Origin of the sequence: Thaumasiovibrio subtropicus (genome assembly GCF_019703835.1) — a bacterium.
Taxonomy (GTDB): Bacteria; Pseudomonadota; Gammaproteobacteria; order Enterobacterales; family Vibrionaceae; genus Thaumasiovibrio; species Thaumasiovibrio subtropicus.
Genome location: NZ_AP023054.1, coordinates 1,752,757 through 1,770,835, shown reverse-complemented (window position 1 = coordinate 1,770,835; position 18,079 = coordinate 1,752,757). Strand labels below are relative to the sequence as shown.

Genomic DNA, 18,079 nt, shown 5'->3' with positions numbered 1-18,079 from the left:
TTCGCCTATCCGCCACCGATTCCCATTCTGCTACGTATACTCAAAGTATTGTTCCGACGCATTGGGCCTCTTCCTTTGAATACCACCACCTTACAGTCTCTTTCTCCACGCTGGCTTTATCAACAAGCTCTTAAGCACAAAAAGCGCCTGATCATCGCCAACTTGATCGCTATTGTCGCCACCGCCATCAATGTGCCTATCCCCCTGATGCTGCCACTCATGGTCGATGAAGTCTTATTGAATCAGCCCGCTGGCGGTATTGCGGCAATGAATCAAGTATTGCCTGTCGCGTGGCAGCAACCCGCAGCCTATATCGTCTTTGCCCTAGTGCTTATCATTTTTATGCGCACGGCGAGCCAAGGATTGAATATTCTGCAGAGTCGCCAATTTACCCTAGTGTCAAAATCGCTTACCTGCGTTATTCGTCAAGCCTTGTTGGATAAGCTTGGCCGAGTCAGCATGCGTCAATATGAAGAGAAAGGAAGTGGGGGCATTACGTCGCATTTAGTGACTGACATTGAAACTATCGATAAATTTATCGGCGACACATTGAGCCGTTTCATTGTCGGCTTGCTGACCATTGTTGGCACCGCTGCGATTCTGTTGTGGCTGGATTGGCGACTAGGTTTGTTTATTCTGCTGCTTAACCCTGTGATTGTTTACTTTTCCAAGCTATTAGGGCAACGGGTAAAATCGTTGAAAAAGAAAGAAAACCAGTCATTTGAACGCTTCCAACAGCGACTGGTTGAAACGCTAGATGGCCTTTATCAACTGCGCGCCGCCAATCGCGAGCGCGAGTATCTGCACAGCTTAAAGCAAGACGCAGAGGCAATACGAGAAGACGCGGATCGCTATGCGTGGCAATCTGAGGCTGCAAACCGTTTGTCATTCTTGCTGTTTTTACTCGGCTTTGAGCTCTTCCGTGCAGCAGCCATGATTATGGTACTGTTCAGTGACCTCACTATTGGGCAGATTTTTGCGGTGTTTGGCTACCTCTGGTTTATGCTGTCGCCCGTTCAAGAGCTGCTGGGTATTCAGTTTGCTTGGTTCAGCGCGTCCGCTGCTATCAATCGCTTGAACGGCTTACTCGAACTGGAAGAAGAAGCGCGTCCCGAACCAAGCGTGGATCCTTTCAATCAGGAGAAGGCCGTCGAAATCTGTTTTCGCAACATTGAGTTTGCCTATGATGATGAAAAACGGGTTTTAGATGGCTTGTCGTTGCTGGTTCCCGCTGGAAAGCGCGTTGCACTTGTCGGGGCATCGGGTGGGGGAAAATCGACCTTGATTCAACTATTGATGGGGATTTATCAGAAGGATCGCGGCGATATCTTTATCAACGGTGAACCGATCGAAGCGGTCAGCTACGAAGCACTGCGGGATCGCATGGCAGTTGTACTGCAACATCCGATGATCTTCAACGATACTCTGCGGCAAAACTTGACGCTGGGTGATACCTCGTACAGCGACGAAATGTTATGGAAAGCGCTAGACGTTGCTCAATTAGGGGATGTCACCAGTAAACTTTCCGAAGGCTTAGCATCGCAATTAGGACGACAAGGCATTAGGCTGTCCGGAGGGCAAAGACAGCGCCTTGCAATTGCCAGAATGATCTTAACTAACCCTGAGATCGTCGTATTAGACGAAGCAACTTCCGCATTGGACACGGCAACAGAGGCAGCTCTGCATCAAGCACTTAACGCCTTTCTTGCTAATCGAACCACCCTCATCGTTGCACACCGACTCTCTGCAGTGAAACAAGCCGACCTCATTTATGTGCTAGAAGATGGCAAAGTTACCCAATCCGGCAGCCATTCTGAGCTAGTTTCTGAGCCAGGCCTCTATCAAACCCTTTATGGCAACCTCCAAGCCAGTTAGAAAAAATCCTTTGATTACATATCCATAGTGATTTCACTGTGAAATATCATTGCTCTTTACGAGGGCAATGTTACTTTTTTACTACAACGTCTTGTGGATTTGCGTATTAACCACGGGAATGTGCATTTTTAACTTTTAATGATAATTGATTTCATTTAGAGTAACGGAAGTTTTGCTCTTATCACATTTTAACCTGTTGGATATCATGACATTAAATAAACGTCTCTTGCTTGTCGCGATGTTAGGACTGACGTCGGCAACAAGCTACGCTTCTCTCGATGGTGCCCGAGGCATTGAATCTCGTAGTCAAAAGGATGCGGTTGCGGCTCAAGGTAAAGTCAATACCAGTGCAGAAAATACGATCCAGTACCGTGCGGAAATTGAACAGCTCAAGAAAGAGATAGAAAATCTCTCTGTCTATCGCGAGCACTTGACGGCTTTGACCGACAATCAAGCACAAGAAATGGTCAACCTTGAACTTCAAATCGAAGAGATAAAAGACACCCGACAAGGCGTGGTTCCCTTGATGTATAACATGCTGGCAGGACTGAAAACCCTTGTCGAAAATGACCGTCCAATTCGTGCTACTCAGCGTCAAGAACGTATAGCAAAACTCGATACCATGATGACAGATGCCAATGTCGCGGATGCGGAGAAGTTTCGTCGTATTCTCGAAGCGTGGCAGATAGAGATGGATTATGGCACCAAAATTGGTACGTATCAGGCCGCTGTCGATATTGACGGACAAACTCGCCAAGTAGACGTCCTTTACTTAGGCCGCATCTCTCTTGTTGCCCGTAGCCTTGACAACAGCCACTACTGGGCTTGGAATGACCAGAGCCGTCAATGGCAGTCTGTCGACATCACTGTGGGACAGGGCATTGATCAAGCATTTGCGCTGGCATCCCGTCAAATTGCACCCACTATGCTAACCCTGCCTGTTTCTGCCAAGGAGACTGAGAAATGATCAACACACGTCGTCCTTTAAAAGTGCTCATGGCAGCCATGTTAGCCACAACCTGTTTTACGACTTTCTCATCGCACGCGTTACAGTCTGCAACTCAAGCCGCAGCGAATGATGAGCGAGTGATTAACAACGAACGCGTTACCGAGTTTTCTCAAGAAGAAGCCAAGTTCAAACAACAACGCGATGCACTATTGGCACAGAAAGCACAACTCGATGCGGATATCGAAGTTTTAAGCAACACCTTTAGCGACAATGAACAGACCCTCGCGGAGTTAGAAGAGTCTTTGCGCCTTGAAACCGGCAGCCTCGGTGAACTATTTGGTGTAGTGCGTAAATCCGCGAAAGAGTTACAACTTGAGTTAGAAACCTCTGTCACCGCATTCGATAAACAGAGTCACAATGGCGCGATTGATGACATTATCGCAGCCCGCAAACTGCCAACCATAGAGCAACTCACCGCCATGTGGGCAGCGATGGAAGAGCAGGTCATTGCCAGCGGTGAGATCACCGCAGTCGAAATCCCCGCCGTTGGGGGTGATGGGGTGGCGACAACACTTAATGGTATGCGTCTTGGCGCAATCGGTGTCGTCAGCGATAACGGCTACATGAGTTGGAATGGCAGCAATGCCCAGTATTACCCACGCCAGCCTGAGAACACGCCAACTCGTTCAAACGTCAAAACCGATGGCGCTATTCAACAGCTACCGGTAGACCCTTCACGTGGTGAGATTCTAACGAGACTCGCGGATGTCCCTGATCTTAAACAGCGTCTAGAGAATGGTGGCATTGTTGGCAAAATCATTCTTGGATTGTTGGGCTTTGGGGTCATCATTAGCCTTTATCGCGGTGTCGAGCTAACCATGATCTCGACCAAAATCCGTGCGCAGCTAAAGAAACCGCAAACGCCAGGAAATAACCCGCTAGGGCGTATCCTCTCTGTTTATGATGCAGAGAAGAATCGTTCGGTAGAAGCGCTCGAACTGCGCTTATTAGAACAAGTCATCGATGAGCAACAGGGGCTTGAAAAAGGGCTATCAATGATCAAACTGCTTGCCGCCATTGCACCCATGCTTGGGTTATTGGGTACGGTGACAGGGATGATTGAAACCTTCCAAGTCATTACTCAATTTGGTAATGGTGACCCAACCATCATGGCAGGTGGTATCTCTATGGCACTGATTACGACTGTCTTAGGCTTGATTGCAGCAATGCCACTGCTACTTGCACATAATCTGTTGAGCACAAAAGTGGACAACATCAAGAGTGTGCTTGAAAAGCAAGGTATCAGCTTGGTGGCTGAGCGCGCTGAAAGCGACGATCAAATCGAATTGGCGGCCGCATGAACGTAATTGAAGCAACCTTATTATCCAATCCATTAACAGAAGGGTGGTGGGAACGCCTCTCCGCCTTTATGTCTCAGGGTGGTCAGGTGCTTTGGGTGTTGGCGGCCGTTGTCGTCATCACTTGGCTGTTAGTCTTCGAGCGCATTTTGTTTCTCTCTTTTTCTTGGCCATCACTGCGCAATAAATGGCTGGGAGAGTGGCAAACACGGCGTAACTTCGAAAGCTGGCATGCCCATGCCGTTAAAGCGGGCATGTTAAGTCAGGCCCATATTGCCCTGAATCAAAACATGAACTTGATCAAAGCGCTGGTCGCCATCTGTCCGATGCTTGGCTTGTTAGGGACTGTCACCGGGATGATTTCTGTCTTTGACATTATGTCAAGCCTAGGCAGTAGCCAACCCAAACTGATGGCGTCTGGGATCTCAATGGCCACACTTCCTACAATGGCAGGGATGGTCGCCGCGTTAGCGGGAATGTTTGTTCACGCTCGACTCATGAAAGCGTGTGACATGCGAGAAATCAAAATGGAAAAATTACTCAGGAGTGGTGAACAATGCGTTTAAGCCGACCTGCAAAACCGCGTGAAGAAGCGCAAGTTGACTTGACCTCCATGCTGGACATCGTTTTCATCATGCTAATCTTCTTTATCGTGACGAGCTCATTTGTGAATGAGTCTGGTGTTGAGGTCAATCGTCCGCAAGCAAGCCATGCGGTAAGCCAAAAAGATGCGGGTATCTTTGTTGCTATCACCGCCTCTAACGATGTCTTTATTGACAAGCGAATGGTTGATGTTGAGCGTGTTCAAGCAACACTCGAACACCTCTTAATGGATAAGCCTGAAACCTCACTGGTGATTCAAGCCGATGAACATGCCTACAACGGTACGGTAGTGAAAGTGATGGATGCGGCCAAAGCCGCGGGGATAGATAGCATTGCCTTGGCAGCGGAGAAGATGTAAATGAAGCGTCTATTGATGGCTTTGCCCATCGCCGTGATATCGACGCTTGGGTTGTTTACCTTTATGGCTTGGATGGTCAACCCGGTGCAAAACAGTACCGCTGAACGTCGTGCACCGCTCAGTTTCAACATGGTGATGTTGGAAAAAGAAGAAGCGATTCAACGACGCCAGCGAACCGTACCTAAACAACCGGACCTCCCTGAGCCACCGCCAGAGGCAAAACCGACGACCACGCAGCAAGTGGCAGTCAGTTTAAATGCGGCGCCAGTCACCCCAACGCTTAACCTAACGACGGCGATATCCGGTATCAATGTCTCGGTACCGAGTTTCGGTAAAGTCGGCGTGATTGCTTCAACCAACAATCAACAGGTGATGCCGCTGCATCGGGTTAACCCCAATTACCCAGCGAAGGCGCAGCGACAAGGTATCGAAGGTAAAGTGGTGCTCTCGTTCACGATTGATGAACAAGGGCGACCAACAGATATCAAGGTTGTGAGTGCAACGCCAAAGCGTATCTTTGAACGGGAGGCGATGCGCGCTCTGCGTCGTTGGAAATATCAACCTCAGATCATTGACGGTGTTGCGGTAGCGCAACCAGGCAAAACGGTCACCATCGAGTTTAGGATGCCAAAATGAAGACAGTGATTCTCATCATCGCACTCTCACTCGGATTGAGCTCAACCGCGTGGAGTGCAGAGCTAACACAACAAACCGCAACCCGTGTCCAGCGTGCTCAAAAGCTCCAGCAAGACGATAAAATTCGTGAAGCCATTGATGTGCTGAAATCGGTCTCACCATCTCGCGCGTTTGATAAAGCCTATGTTGATCGCATGCTGGGCATTCTCTATTGGCAAAATGACCAACCTAATCAAGCGGTCACTCGGTTAACACGCGCCATCAACAGTGGGGAGCTGCCAAAAAAAGAAGTACCGACGACACGTCAAATGGTCGCGGATATTTTGCTGATGCAACAGCAATACCGAAAAGCGCTACCGCATTACTACAAACTCACTTCAGAGTATGCGGAACGAGCAAAACGTTCAATGGCATGGTTACGTATTAGTCAAAGCCATTACCAGCTAGAAGAGTGGGAAAAGGTGTTAGCGGGCTTAAAAAGCTATCGTGCTAACAATGGCCGAATGAAGGTAGAGCACTACCGCATGACACTCGGCTCTCAACTCCCACTGAAGCACTACAAAGGGGCTGCCGCCACGCTGGAAATCTTAATCAAGATAGAACCTAAAGAGGTAATGTGGTTCCAACGCTTGGCCGGTATTCAGATGCAGTTGGGACGCTATAAAGGCGCAATGCAGACGCTCGCGATTGCCCATCACAATGGGTTAAACCTGATGCGTCAGGATAAGCTCACCTTAGTCCAGCTGTATGGCCAACAGGGGATGCCAGAGCGCGCTGCTCGCCTTTACACAACACTGAACCCGACCTCTTCGCGAGAACTCGCCACGTTGGCCACATATTGGCAGATGGCGAAAGAGTGGGACAAAGCCATCGCTGTATTTGAGCGTGCCGCGGCGAAAGACAACAAGCATCGCTTGAAGCTCGCACTGTTACAGATGCAGCAGCGTGATTTTTCGGCAGCGCTAAGTAACCTCAATCGGGTCAATAACCCCAATAGTGAACAGGTCTTGATGGCAAAGATTCAGATTTTGTATTCGACTGGAGACATCAGCGGCGCACTGCGTGTTGCTCAGCAGGCGTACTCTAAAACCGCATCCAAGTCATCACAGAGCTGGATTAAGTATCTGTCGAATCTCGACACACAAAGCTCATCTGTATAATTGTTCTCAATCTCTGTTAACCTCGGACAAGCAACCTCAATCAGCTTGTTCGAGGCTATCAGAGTCCTGCATTAGTTTCGCTTTTTCTCGATTACCGCAATCTTAGCCCTCGTCCTTTCTCTTTTCTCCAAGGTTTGCACCTCATTGTCGACTCTATCGAAAATCTTGATGATCTTGGTTGAACTAGCAACATTTTATTAACAGATTGCTGAGGTTATAGTTTGACCATCAGACATCGAGAGGGAATAGAACAATGAAAGTTATCGCATTTGGTGCCACTAACAGCCGCAACTCCATCAACAAACAACTCGCTACCTATGCCGCTCAGCAGATTCAGGGCGCAGATATCGACGTACTTGATCTCAACGATTATGAAATGCCGCTCTTTAGCGTCGATAGGGAGGCAGACATCGGTCAGCCTCAGCTTGCGAAAGATTTTCTCGCCAAAATCGATGAAGCCGATTTAGTCATCATCGCCTTCGCAGAACATAACGGTTCATACACCGCAGCGTACAAGAACCTGTTTGATTGGGCGTCACGTGTTCGTATGAAAGTCTACGAAAACAAGAATGTGATTATGCTCTCAACCTCACCCGGTCCCGGTGGAGCAAACAGCGTCCTGACTGCGGCCACCGGCTCAGCCCCTTACTTTGGTGTAAATCTTATCGGTTCGCTTTCAGTACCTTCATTCTTCGACACATTCGATGCTGAACACGGGGAGTTTCGGGACGCTGAACTCAAAGCGAAATTGGCCGCCATCATCGCAGAGGTTGAACAACCTTAAGTCTCATGCCCGTCGCGTTACCCGTTAATCGGCACACCTCATAACCGAACAAGTGACTCACTTGTTCGGTTCTTTTGTCTGGCAAAGATAATGAAGGTAATCAATAGGGGGTATACATTCGATGAATATATGCTACAGTTTTCCTCTACCTAACACACCATGCATTTCAGCGCGTTTCTGCGCACCTAAGAATTTAAGGAACTTTACCCTATGAGCGAACCTCGATCGTTGGGGCGTCAGTTATTTACAATGACTTGGCCAATGATGTTTGGCGTACTTTCACTCATGAGTTTCCAGCTTGTCGATAGTGCGTTTATCGGTCAGTTGGGCGTATTACCACTGGCGGCTCAAGGCTTCACCTTACCGATCCAGATGATCATCATCGGCATTCAAGTGGGCTTGGGGATTGCGACGACCGCAATTATCTCCCGCGCTCTTGGCGCCGAACAACACGAATACGCCAAGCAACTCGGTGGCTTGATTATCACGATTGGTGCCATTGGCGTCGCGCTAATTGGACTGGTCATTTGGATGCTCCGTACGCCAATTTTACAGCTATTAAGTGCCCCTGAATCCGTCTATCCAATCATAGATAGCTATTGGGTTATCTGGTTAGTCAGTGCATGGGTCGGCGCTATGCTCTATTTTGGCTATAGTATTTGTCGCGCGAATGGTAATACCATGTTGCCCGGCACCATGATGGTGGTGACCAGTGTTATCAACCTTGTGCTTGATCCTATCTTCATCTTTTGGCTGGATATGGGCATCAATGGTGCGGCCCTAGCCACCATTTTAGCCTTCGGTATTGGTTCACTCATTGTTTACCCAAAAGTCATTTCAAAACAGTGGCTGAGTTTCAATTGGAAGACCATCAGCATTTCCAATAGTGTCGGGGAGATCGGCCGCATTATGGGGCCGGCGATGATGAGTCAGCTATTGCCGCCTGTTTCCTCGATGCTAGCGACAAAGCTGATTGCTGGTTTTGGGACAGCCGCGGTGGCGAGTTGGGCCGTCGGCTCACGCTTCGAGTTTTTCGCTATCGTTGTTGTTTTAGCTTTGACCATGTCGATGCCACCTATGATTGGTCGCTTATTAGGGGCAAAGAAGTTCAACGATATTGAACAGCTCGTCACGATTGCGACGAAATTTATCCTCGTGTTTCAGTTTTCTATCGCCATTGTCGTTTTCTTTATCGCGCCCGTCTTAGCCGATTGGATGACCAGTGAAGAAGCGGTTCGCTCGGTGCTCGACATGCACTTAACCATTGTCCCTTTCAGTCTAGGACCACTGGGCATTTGCATGTTAATGGTGTCTGTCACTAATGCGCTGGCGATGTCGATGCGAGCCTTGATAATCTCTTCTCTGCGCCTTTTTGCCTTTTTCTTACCCTGCTTATGGGTAGGGGCAACACTCGCTGATCTTTACGGGCTCTTCTGGGGTGCATTTGTCGGCAACTGTCTAGCTGGATTAACCGCCTGGATGGTATATAAGCGCGCGATTCAGCAGCTTTCACAGCGTCACTACGCCACTGAACAATAACCCTAACAACAACCATAGAAAAGGGCAGCGAGTTCGCTGCCCTTTGCATCTACAATTCGTCAGGGTAGGTTAAATGACAAATAACGCGGAGATAACCCCAATCACACCACCAAAGATCCCGCCCCAAACAACTAACCAACCTAAATGTTGGTGAATCATTTTTTGCACCATCTCTTTGACTAGTTGCGGCGTCAGTTCATTCAAACGCTGCTCAATGATTGCATCGATCTTTTCTTGGATATCTGCCATCATTTCAGGCTGTTCGAACTGGGCAATCAAGGCTTTTTGAACCGCTGGTTGTTGTGTGAGAGTCGTCAACTCTTGCTGCATTCGCTCGATGAAAGGGGCTTTTAACGGTTCCAAGGCTTCAGCGCCGCCAACCATCGCCAGCATACCGCCAAACTGCGATTGATTAATCACATCCACCAAACTATCAAACGTCGAATCAAAATTGACTTGCTCGAGGATCGGTTCAACGTTGAGGTTAACCGAACTGTTCATCTCTGCCTTTAAGAAACGATCGATGTTTTCTTTGGTGAAGAACTCATTCATCATCAACGTCTTGATCGCGACTTTGAACTCTTCAAATCGAGCAGGGATCACCCCAGAGCCGTAGAGTCCCGGCACTTTTTCAAACAGCATATGCACCGCTAACCAATTGGTTAGTGCACCAGAAAGGGCAAATAAGCCTGCATAGTAAAGCAGAGTATGATCAAGCTGCCAGCCAACAATAAATAAGGCTAGGGCGGCCAAATTGGTGATTGAGCTTTTGTTCATGCCACTTTCTCGTTTATTTGAGCTTTTTAGGCTGTACAAGTCGAATGCCTGCCGCCGCGTAGGTCTCTTTATCTTTGATCTCGAATTGTGAATAGAAGAACCACGCAATAAAGACGATCAGCTCGTCGCCTTCATTCATCACCCACTCGGCAAACTCTTCTTCTTCACCCGCTTCATTGACTTGGGTAAAGACATGATAAACACGGTTTTTACCTTCCATCTCTGCGAGCTGAAACTTACCTTGAAGGCCTTGAGCGGCTTCGGCAACTTCTGCTTCTTTATTTGCGGCAAGCGCTGTTAACACATCACCGACACCATTTAATGCGACCAGTTTTTTTACCAGTGCTTCAAAATCTGTCTGTTCCATACCTAATAAGTACCTCAATTTGTTGTTGAGCGCATTCTATCAGATTGGATCAATTTGTCTCGTTATCTCCCGATTTCGGATGAAGTATGATGTCGATTTCGTTGCAAAGGGTGTACGCGCTCGAGGTTAATCCGTAAAAGCGCCAAAAACAGATTAAAAATCAATCACATCAAATATAATCTTCCGACATGATTTTATACGGTGTTGCCTTGGTGTACAGGCAGTTTAAGAAGCAGCGCACAACCTTCACATTCAGACTTGCACAAGCTCATGGACCTATGAAAAAGTGAGAACTGGTAGAAAGACAATGTTGACGTGCTACATATTTATACTCATGCCACCCCAAAGCGTATGGACTGCTTGGTCATTCGAGAAGGAACACGATGATTAAACTTAAGCCTTACACACAGCAGCTACACCAGGATGTTGTAGCGCTGAAAGTGAGCGACCATCAAAACGCATTTGTCATCCCAGTTGATGAAATGCTGGCACTGAGAGAAGTCGATCTCTCTCATCACGTTATTGAGTATCAGGACCGCAATGTCGGTTTCTTTATCCTCGACCCTCACTTCAAAAAGCGCATTCCAGACGCCACCTCTTGGATTGGATTACGTGGCTTTTTTATTGATCAACATCATCAAGGGCAGGGGATTGCCCGTGAAGCGCTCAAAGTGCTGCCTTCTTATATTAAATCGCATTACACCGAGTTCGACTCGCTAGGCCTTACCGTTAACCTGCGCAACCTAAAGGCAAAACAGCTCTACCTTAAAGCGGGCTTTACTGATACTGAGCAACAGTATTTAGGAGGCCCATCTGGACCACAACACGTCTTCAAACTTCCACTATAGTCAATACCACGCTGCCTCTCATCACTCTGTGAGGTAGCCTAACCGCTAGGTGTTGATCCTCTCATTCTCCCATTGCAGCGAAGAAGAAAGTAGAGGAGAGATGCTCATCTGTACAAAATGTTCTCCATCACACACCGACCGCTATTGCACGCTTCACAACGCCCACTTCTGTGTTATTATTCAAAAATAGAACATATAAATTCACCATTTTGGTTTAAGGACGTTATGTACAAGGTATTTATTGACGGTGAAGAAGGTACAACCGGCTTACAAATAAAAGAAAGGCTCGCGAATCACAACCAAATAGAGCTCGTCTCTATTGATCCCGCACAGCGCAAAAATGATGAAGCCAAAAAAACGATAATGGAGGCTGTCGATTTAACGGTACTTTGCCTACCTGATGAAGCGGCAAAATCATCAGCAAAATTAGCCGCATCGGTTGGTTGCCGTGTTCTCGATGCAAGCTCTGCACATCGTATTGCAGATGGCTGGGTTTATGGCATGCCGGAGCTTAACGCTGAACAACGCGATAAAATCAAGTCAGCTCAACATGTATCGAACCCGGGTTGCTATGCCACAGGTGCTATTTTACTGCTTAAACCAGTCATCAACTTGATCGACAGCGACAACATCACCATTAATGCTGTTTCAGGTTATTCGGGCGGTGGCAAAAACATGATTGCGCATTTCGAAGAACATGGTGAACCTTTCGGGCTTTACGGTTTGAACATGAACCACAAACACATTCCAGAGATCACCCAGTGGGCTAACTTGACAGCAAAGCCGATTTTCATTCCGTCGGTCGCTAACTATGCGCAAGGCATGCTGGTTTGTATCCCAGTTCAAAACCGTCATAAAACGCCGATCCATGTTATTGAAGAGCAGTATAGGAAAGCGTACGCGAACGAAGACTTCATCAACTTTCACGGTGTGAATCGTGACTATAGCGATCAAACATTTTCGCTAGCGACGCCACAACGTCTTAATGGTACAAACCAAGTGGATATCGAAATTTTCAGCAGTGATGAAGACAGATTCGTTTTGGTTGCGCGCCTCGATAATTTAGGTAAAGGCGCCTCAGGTGCAGCCGTGCAAAACCTCAATTTAATGTTGGGACTTGAAGAAAGCACAGCGACAGCATTGTAAGAACTGTAAAAGCGGTTTGTTCAAAATCGACAGGCCTCAGCACGCGCTGAGGCCATTCTTTTAGGGAAATACCCACAAACTCACGCAGATTTCACGTAGCGCACGCCAGTTTATTCATCGATCAGCACAACAAAAACACTTCAATGCTAATTAGCAGCTTTTTGTCATACAGAGAGCATTCGCGAACGGATGACAAATAAGATGTTTATTAGCTATTTTATGGTAAATAGCGCGCACTGGTTAAATACACAGTATTTTTGATAGCCCCGTAAAAATGGCACTTTAAGGGGAGAGAATGGCGATGTAGTAGACAAGTTGATGCATTCACCATCAATCCCCAATACCTTATTTAACATAACATACATAATGCGCACTGAGACGTTGTAACGCCCAGTACAGTAATCCCTGTAATAACATGAGCATATCGACTAATCCTTGTCGCCTTTAGCTTTTCCATAATGCCTTCAATGATTTGCTTCGCTTCGTAGTTCTTTGATTTGTCAGCGGCTAAACCAAGCAATGCTTGCTCAGAATCGATTTCTGCATTTTTAGCTAGAAAAAGTGCTTCAGTCTCAGTGAGATATCGACGACCTTTGCGAATTTCAGTCATCTTCTGTGGCGAGATATTCAAATCATGCGCAATTTGCTTGTCTTGTACGTAGTTTTTGGCCTGTTTGTAGGCATCTAAAAGATAATTTGCATACATCACCAATCCTCCTTTTTCCTGATTTTAGCTTAATAACACTCAAAAAACGGGATTTACAATCCGGATTTTAGAGTACTAGACTACACAAAAGTCAGGATTTCAAGGAGCCTATCATGTCATGGAGTGATTTCGTTGTTATCAACATAGAGAAGCATTTGCGCCTGCTTGGCTTGCCTCGTGCGGCGGCGACTCACTACGCGGCTATTGGTGGTGATTACTACCTTGAACAGATTGGCAACTCTCAGAACCCCTTCAAAGAAACCTTGGATTATGTGGGCAAGCTCGCAGAGCAAAATGTCAAAGGCTTCAAATACACACCGCCCAAAACAGCCCGTCGTTATCGGTCTAAACGTCCGCCTGAGCTCTTTGATTTTGGAGACATGTCATGATGACGGCCGCCCAAACTCACCTGACTGAGCCTGATTTTCTTAAGGCGTATGGCTACCCACAAAGCTGGGGTGTCAATCAATGCGATCAGCCTGTTGATGGCTCTTACGTGGTGGTGCCTAAGTCCCATCGTCAGTGTGAACTCTACGACATGATCACTGATTTCAATCTCACCGAGCATAAGTTCAGGCTGAAAAACTGGGCGAAACCTGTTTATGAGGCCGTGCGTGGTCATGGTTCGTTTGCGCCTAAGATGGTGCGTTCGTTCCTTGATATTGTGAAACGCCGTGGTTATCTGGAAGCTCTGCACGCCGTTGAAGCGGCCGATCAACGGTTGCGATCCCCTGCCCTTAAATGCTCGATTTCCGATGATGAGATCATTCAACTGGCGGCTACCGGCTCGCATAAGTGCTCGGTCGCGGTACTTAAGTTGGACGGCTCAACTGATGACAAATTTCAACTCGTTCAAGACATCCTCCGTGATTACGACATTGCGTTTAGTCACGCTGAGTATGAAGCGCGTCTAAAGAAAGATGATTTCAACGGTACAGACATCGAAGTGCTATCACTGGTCAATCGGGCGTGTTCGGATGTGTGGTGGCGCCGTCGATTGCGCCGTCATTGCAACATCACCCTAGAGCGCGTGGCGCGAGATTTGGAGCTGGTGCATAAACGCAAATCGGCTTACTGCTCACCAGATTCCGTTCATCGTGTGAAGTATCGCCGCGCCATGAACGATGATGTGTTGAAGCGTTTGGTGGCGGTTGACAGTGACGATGATGATGTCCATTTCACCTTAAAAGAACTTGCCGACAAATCTGTCAGCAATCCCGAGGTGCGCCGCGCTGAAATGTTTGTACGCATTAAGGGCTTTGACATGATTGCCGAAACTTCCGGCCATGCCTGTATGTTCATGACATTGACCTGCCCTAGCCGCTTCCATTCGCACAAAACCAGCGGTGAGGTGAATCCGGCATGGTTGCAGGCTGCAAAGCCTAATACCACTGATGCGCAGCAATACTTGATTGGGGTCTGGAATGCGATCCGAAAAGATCTCGATAAAGCCAGCATTCGCATTTATGGCATGCGCGTGGTGGAGCCCCATCATGATGGTTGCCCACACTGGCACCTCTTAACTTACTGCTTACCCGAAGACGCTGAAACGGTCGAAACCTGCTTTCGCAAGTGGGCATTGGCCGACTCGCCCGATGAAAAAGGCGCGCGTGAACATCGCTTTAAGATTGAGCCCATCGATTTCAAACGCGGCTCTGGCGTTGGCTATGTGGCGAAATACCTTTGTAAAAACATCGATGGTGAGTTCATCACCAAAGATAAAAACACCAACCTGCAAGCGACCGATGCGTCTGAGCGTGTGCTGTCATGGGCGCGGGTCAATAGCATTCGTCAGTTTCAATTCTTTGGGGGCCCGAGTGTCACTATCTGGCGGGAGCTGCGTCGCTTAAAAGTTGATATGGAAGAGAGCAATGCTATGAACAAATTTGATGATGTGGAGTGGTTCATTCTGGAATCTGCTCGCCGTGCTGCGCATGCCTCTGATTGGGCGGCGTTCTGTTATGCCATGGGTGGGATTTTTATCAAACGTACTCAACGACCCATCAAACCCCACTATCACACACCGCACCTCTTTGATGAGTTGCTGCAAGATTACCGCCCGTCGAATACCCGTTACGGGGAGATGGCCGCTCCCAGAGTCAACGGCCTGATGTTTCACTCTGTGTTCATCCTTACCCGTTTCAAGACGTGGAAAATCAAAGACATCGAATCCATTAAAACCAAGCAACAAAACATTATGAGTGAAGTCGTTGATGTGTTCGACCTGTTAGAGCAAGTCGAGCGCTACGAAGCCATGGCCGACGCTCAGTACGAAGCAATGCAAGCCTTTGTGGACTACTGCGAAGAGATGCTGTGGATGGAGTGACGACGAAGGCTGGCAGGAGTGTGTGCGCAGCGCGCCACCCCTGCCGCCCTTGGACTTGTATCAATAACTGTCGAAAAAAATAAACCAAAGGAAAATACCATGCAAATCAAAGGCATTATCTTAGATGACGAAGACATTGAAATGCGCTCATCCACCAACCCTCAAACGGGTGAAGTCAGCAATAAGGGCTCATTCAAATTACAGGTCATGAAACCCTCTCAAATCCTGACCGTGAATGTCACCACCCAGCAAGTGAAATCCGGCTTTCTCGATGAACTTAAAAAAGCCGTTGGCCTGCCCCTTGAGTACTTCATCGAGTTCACCGAGTCCAAGTTCGCGGGCGACAAAGGCCAACACGTCAGTTTTACGGGCATGCGCTTGTTCAAGCTGCCTGAGATGAAAGCGAAGTAAGGGCGGATTATGTATTGCGGCACGGTTAATCAAACGACGGGCGCGATCACTCTGACTCAATCGTTGGATCTTTCTAACACGCCATCGCAGGAGCTGTTTGCCCGATTGGCTGAGTTTTGCCCCGACAATCACACGCTAGTGATGACGATTAACGATGTCCCCGCCCTGCTTCCTTACGCGCAAAGCCAACTGGATGCGGCCACGGTTGGTGTGTTGTTTGTGCTGGCAACGGGTGTTTATACCGTTGCATTCATTGGCCGTTTAATCCTTCGACAATTTGGAGTATTCCGATGAAATTTTTCAACAACGTCAAAAAGTACGGCCTAGGTATCGCGTTGGTGGGTGGCACCACCATGAGTTCAGCTCACGCTTACGATCTTACCGCCGTGAAAACCACCATCACTGAAGGTACGTCCACCATTCAAGAAGTGCAATTACTGGTGATTGGCCTTGCGGCTGTTGCCATGATTGGGACTTGGGTCAAAGCCACCTTCTTTTAATCCACTTGGTGTGGGGTGTCATCGCCCCACCCGTTTTCCTTCAAAGGCTTCTCAATGTTACTGACAGTGGATGACATCATATGGTTTTTCGTTCTGTTCGTGTTGGTCGATGCTGTCAGGCGCTCTATGTTCTGATCGCGCTCTGCCTCTCATCGCCACTTTGGGCGATATCCCAATCCCCGCACTGTGTGGTTGGCTCTCTAAAGCACATTAATTTAAGTGGTTATCGCGATGGTTTGGCCGATGAGATGAGGACTATCAAGTGTATATCTAGCTGCTCGGTTAAGTATGAGTATTGGCGCTACGTTGAAACATGCCCTTATCTCCCCAATGGTGACGTTGATATTTATAATTGTGCCGCACAGGCTGATTTTAGTGTGCTGAGTAAGGATACGCATAATTGTGCAGGCTATATCATTGATTCTTCGATGCCTGATTCGGGCTCACTCGATAACAACCCGTATGAAGACCAACTTAACGATTCAGGCTTTCAGCCACCGGACACGCAAGGGCAAAGCAATATGCCCCCTGCCTTGCTGATCGATCCCCATGTGGCAACATTGCAAAGCTGCTCAGGGAACGATTGTTCCAGTGCGATTAACACCAACATCAAAAGCCAAATCTTTCAAAACGATGTTATCCAAAAGAACATGATCCGCTCGCAACAGGCGAATGAGAAGTTCTATGCAGAGAATCTGAAGTTTCTCGATACGGTACAACACTGGGCGCAAGCGACCGCATTGGCTGTCACCTCCTTAAATCAACGCACGGCCGCAGTCGCTAAAGATCAACTGTGGTATTCCACCATGATAAACAACAGCTTAAATGGTATCGAGCAACGCACCAATGAGAGCCACGGCACCTTACATAGCATTCTTGGTTTACAACAGATGATTGGGCAAGCAGCGGTAGCCATGAATCCTAATGTGGAAGACATTCGTAACGAAACCCGCACCCATACCACTATCTTAAATTCACAATCGAATAAGCTCTCTGGCGTTGAGTTCAACACCAACAAGATACGTCTAAATTCTTGGTCGATACGTACCGATGCCAAGAAAATTCTTGCTGAAGCGAAAGTGACTAACTCTGAGCTAGCCGAGCTCGTCAGTGACAATCAAGACATCAAAGGCTCACTGTCCGATCTTGTCACTTCTAACAATCAAATCGTTGAAGGGCTCGATAATATCTCGTTCACGGGTGACGTGAATGTCGATAACTCAGATGTGATTGCGGCTATTACGCAAGGGAACGCTGACATTGTTGAAGCGATTAACAACATCACGATATCCAGTGCCACGGGGACACAGAACACCATTGATGCATCGAGTTGTGCCGCCTTTAGTTGCAGTGGTGATGCCCATTCCTGCTTCATGGCGCGTCGCATGTGGGAAGCCGATTGTGCGGCGGATGAGATAGATGGCCTCCCCGCTGCGGGCGCATTCGGCACCATGACGGGCAATGTGGAAGCCAAACTGGAAGAAATCGCCGATGTGAAAAGCGATTTAGAAGCCGTTTATGAAGAGTATTCGGTGATAAACCTATTCGGCAAATACGCCGATGGTGAGGGTTTAGATTATCAAGCGAGCTGCCCTGATCCTGATGTGATCGATGTGCTCAATGGTGAGGTGCATGTTAGTTATAGTGCGCTGTGTGAAAGTGCTGGCCTGCACAAAGCCTTGTTTATCAGTTTTGCCTTCCTCTCTGCGGTTGGCATGTTCGTGAAATACATGTAG

General features: G+C 47.8%; 20 protein-coding genes. 17 read left to right on the top strand and 3 right to left on the bottom strand.

All coding sequences use genetic code 11. From position 1 onward, the window contains the following. The first annotated feature begins 75 nt into the window (after positions 1-75). The 9 genes from TSUB_RS07965 (at position 76) to TSUB_RS07925 (ending at position 9,262) form a co-directional block, all read left to right on the top strand. Entirely contained in the window at positions 76-1,875 is a 1,800-nt protein-coding gene (locus TSUB_RS07965) for an ABC transporter ATP-binding protein (protein ID WP_246616422.1), read from the top strand. A gap of 205 nt (positions 1,876-2,080) precedes the next feature. Continuing rightward, entirely contained in the window at positions 2,081-2,842 is a 762-nt protein-coding gene (locus tag TSUB_RS07960) for a DUF3450 domain-containing protein (protein ID WP_087021019.1), read from the top strand. Continuing rightward, the gene (locus TSUB_RS07955; protein WP_246616421.1) at positions 2,839-4,185 is read left to right on the top strand and encodes a MotA/TolQ/ExbB proton channel family protein; all 1,347 of its coding nucleotides are present in this window, start codon (positions 2,839-2,841) and stop codon (positions 4,183-4,185) included. Before TSUB_RS07960 ends, TSUB_RS07955 begins: the two co-directional genes overlap by 4 nt. Then, positions 4,182-4,748 carry a MotA/TolQ/ExbB proton channel family protein gene (locus TSUB_RS07950; RefSeq protein WP_087020965.1) on the top strand — a complete coding sequence of 189 codons (567 nt, stop codon included), beginning with the start codon at positions 4,182-4,184 and terminating at the stop codon, positions 4,746-4,748. The genes TSUB_RS07955 and TSUB_RS07950 overlap by 4 nt, the downstream gene beginning before the upstream one ends. Then, on the top strand, positions 4,739-5,143 hold the full coding sequence (locus tag TSUB_RS07945) for an ExbD/TolR family protein (protein WP_087020968.1): 405 nt from the start codon (positions 4,739-4,741) through the stop codon (positions 5,141-5,143). Before TSUB_RS07950 ends, TSUB_RS07945 begins: the two co-directional genes overlap by 10 nt. After that, positions 5,144-5,779, top strand: a complete 636-nt coding sequence (locus tag TSUB_RS07940; RefSeq protein WP_087020971.1) for an energy transducer TonB — start codon at positions 5,144-5,146, stop codon at positions 5,777-5,779. Further along, entirely contained in the window at positions 5,776-6,939 is a 1,164-nt protein-coding gene (locus TSUB_RS07935) for a tetratricopeptide repeat protein (RefSeq protein WP_087020974.1), read from the top strand. The genes TSUB_RS07940 and TSUB_RS07935 overlap by 4 nt, the downstream gene beginning before the upstream one ends. A 253-nt stretch (positions 6,940-7,192) precedes the next feature. Then, the gene (locus TSUB_RS07930) at positions 7,193-7,723 is read left to right on the top strand and encodes an NADPH-dependent FMN reductase (protein WP_087020977.1); all 531 of its coding nucleotides are present in this window, start codon (positions 7,193-7,195) and stop codon (positions 7,721-7,723) included. A 210-nt stretch (positions 7,724-7,933) separates the two neighbouring features. Continuing rightward, positions 7,934-9,262, top strand: a complete 1,329-nt coding sequence (locus TSUB_RS07925; protein WP_087020980.1) for an MATE family efflux transporter — start codon at positions 7,934-7,936, stop codon at positions 9,260-9,262. A gap of 69 nt (positions 9,263-9,331) precedes the next feature. Here TSUB_RS07925 and TSUB_RS07920 read toward each other — a convergent pair whose 3' ends face one another. Together TSUB_RS07920 and TSUB_RS07915 are read right to left on the bottom strand one after the other, a co-directional pair. Continuing rightward, on the bottom strand, positions 9,332-10,039 hold the full coding sequence (locus tag TSUB_RS07920) for a DUF445 domain-containing protein (protein WP_087020982.1): 708 nt from the start codon (positions 10,037-10,039) through the stop codon (positions 9,332-9,334). A 13-nt stretch (positions 10,040-10,052) separates the two neighbouring features. Further along, complete coding sequence (locus tag TSUB_RS07915) at positions 10,053-10,406, bottom strand: hypothetical protein (RefSeq protein ID WP_087020985.1); 354 nt, start codon at positions 10,404-10,406, stop codon at positions 10,053-10,055. Between the two features lie 383 nt (positions 10,407-10,789). Between TSUB_RS07915 and TSUB_RS07910 the strand changes: the two genes are divergently transcribed. Further along, positions 10,790-11,254, top strand: a complete 465-nt coding sequence (locus TSUB_RS07910; protein ID WP_087020988.1) for a GNAT family N-acetyltransferase — start codon at positions 10,790-10,792, stop codon at positions 11,252-11,254. A gap of 225 nt (positions 11,255-11,479) precedes the next feature. Further along, a complete protein-coding gene (argC, locus tag TSUB_RS07905) occupies positions 11,480-12,400 on the top strand; it encodes an N-acetyl-gamma-glutamyl-phosphate reductase (protein ID WP_087020992.1) in 921 nt (306 codons plus the stop codon). 349 nt (positions 12,401-12,749) lie between these two features. Here argC and TSUB_RS07900 read toward each other — a convergent pair whose 3' ends face one another. Next, complete coding sequence (locus TSUB_RS07900) at positions 12,750-13,106, bottom strand: hypothetical protein (protein ID WP_087020994.1); 357 nt, start codon at positions 13,104-13,106, stop codon at positions 12,750-12,752. Between the two features lie 113 nt (positions 13,107-13,219). On the opposite strand from TSUB_RS07900, the gene TSUB_RS07895 reads away from it, so the two are divergent. From TSUB_RS07895 to TSUB_RS07870, 6 genes are all read left to right on the top strand, one after another. Continuing rightward, positions 13,220-13,495 (top strand): hypothetical protein, encoded by a 276-nt coding sequence (locus TSUB_RS07895; protein WP_087020997.1) that lies wholly within the window; start codon positions 13,220-13,222, stop codon positions 13,493-13,495. After that, positions 13,492-15,432, top strand: coding sequence for a replication endonuclease (locus TSUB_RS07890; RefSeq protein ID WP_087021000.1), 1,941 nt, complete (start codon positions 13,492-13,494; stop codon positions 15,430-15,432). The genes TSUB_RS07895 and TSUB_RS07890 overlap by 4 nt, the downstream gene beginning before the upstream one ends. Positions 15,433-15,531: 99 nt before the next feature. Beyond that, a complete protein-coding gene (locus tag TSUB_RS07885) occupies positions 15,532-15,843 on the top strand; it encodes a hypothetical protein (RefSeq protein ID WP_087021003.1) in 312 nt (103 codons plus the stop codon). A gap of 9 nt (positions 15,844-15,852) precedes the next feature. Further along, entirely contained in the window at positions 15,853-16,137 is a 285-nt protein-coding gene (locus TSUB_RS07880; RefSeq protein ID WP_087021005.1) for a hypothetical protein, read from the top strand. Beyond that, positions 16,134-16,343 carry a major capsid protein gene (locus tag TSUB_RS07875; protein WP_087021008.1) on the top strand — a complete coding sequence of 70 codons (210 nt, stop codon included), beginning with the start codon at positions 16,134-16,136 and terminating at the stop codon, positions 16,341-16,343. The genes TSUB_RS07880 and TSUB_RS07875 overlap by 4 nt, the downstream gene beginning before the upstream one ends. Positions 16,344-16,423: 80 nt before the next feature. Then, a complete protein-coding gene (locus TSUB_RS07870; RefSeq protein WP_087021010.1) occupies positions 16,424-18,079 on the top strand; it encodes a hypothetical protein in 1,656 nt (551 codons plus the stop codon).

Bases quoted from the DNA above. Each gene is read 5' to 3' on its own strand.
- TSUB_RS07960 (WP_087021019.1), top strand. From the start codon at position 2,081: ATGACATTAAATAAACGTCTCTTGCTTGTCGCGATGTTAGGACTGACG.
- TSUB_RS07930 (WP_087020977.1), top strand. From the start codon at position 7,193: ATGAAAGTTATCGCATTTGGTGCCACTAACAGCCGCAACTCCATCAAC.
- TSUB_RS07920 (WP_087020982.1), bottom strand. From the start codon at position 10,039: ATGAACAAAAGCTCAATCACCAATTTGGCCGCCCTAGCCTTATTTATT.
- TSUB_RS07895 (WP_087020997.1), top strand. From the start codon at position 13,220: ATGTCATGGAGTGATTTCGTTGTTATCAACATAGAGAAGCATTTGCGC.
- TSUB_RS07885 (WP_087021003.1), top strand. From the start codon at position 15,532: ATGCAAATCAAAGGCATTATCTTAGATGACGAAGACATTGAAATGCGC.
- TSUB_RS07875 (WP_087021008.1), top strand. From the start codon at position 16,134: ATGAAATTTTTCAACAACGTCAAAAAGTACGGCCTAGGTATCGCGTTG.
- TSUB_RS07950 (WP_087020965.1), top strand. From the start codon at position 4,182: ATGAACGTAATTGAAGCAACCTTATTATCCAATCCATTAACAGAAGGG.
- TSUB_RS07915 (WP_087020985.1), bottom strand. From the start codon at position 10,406: ATGGAACAGACAGATTTTGAAGCACTGGTAAAAAAACTGGTCGCATTA.
- TSUB_RS07935 (WP_087020974.1), top strand. From the start codon at position 5,776: ATGAAGACAGTGATTCTCATCATCGCACTCTCACTCGGATTGAGCTCA.
- argC (WP_087020992.1), top strand. From the start codon at position 11,480: ATGTACAAGGTATTTATTGACGGTGAAGAAGGTACAACCGGCTTACAA.
- TSUB_RS07940 (WP_087020971.1), top strand. From the start codon at position 5,144: ATGAAGCGTCTATTGATGGCTTTGCCCATCGCCGTGATATCGACGCTT.
- TSUB_RS07900 (WP_087020994.1), bottom strand. From the start codon at position 13,106: ATGTATGCAAATTATCTTTTAGATGCCTACAAACAGGCCAAAAACTAC.
- TSUB_RS07890 (WP_087021000.1), top strand. From the start codon at position 13,492: ATGATGACGGCCGCCCAAACTCACCTGACTGAGCCTGATTTTCTTAAG.
- TSUB_RS07910 (WP_087020988.1), top strand. From the start codon at position 10,790: ATGATTAAACTTAAGCCTTACACACAGCAGCTACACCAGGATGTTGTA.
- TSUB_RS07955 (WP_246616421.1), top strand. From the start codon at position 2,839: ATGATCAACACACGTCGTCCTTTAAAAGTGCTCATGGCAGCCATGTTA.
- TSUB_RS07880 (WP_087021005.1), top strand. From the start codon at position 15,853: ATGTATTGCGGCACGGTTAATCAAACGACGGGCGCGATCACTCTGACT.
- TSUB_RS07925 (WP_087020980.1), top strand. From the start codon at position 7,934: ATGAGCGAACCTCGATCGTTGGGGCGTCAGTTATTTACAATGACTTGG.
- TSUB_RS07945 (WP_087020968.1), top strand. From the start codon at position 4,739: ATGCGTTTAAGCCGACCTGCAAAACCGCGTGAAGAAGCGCAAGTTGAC.
- TSUB_RS07870 (WP_087021010.1), top strand. From the start codon at position 16,424: ATGGTTTTTCGTTCTGTTCGTGTTGGTCGATGCTGTCAGGCGCTCTAT.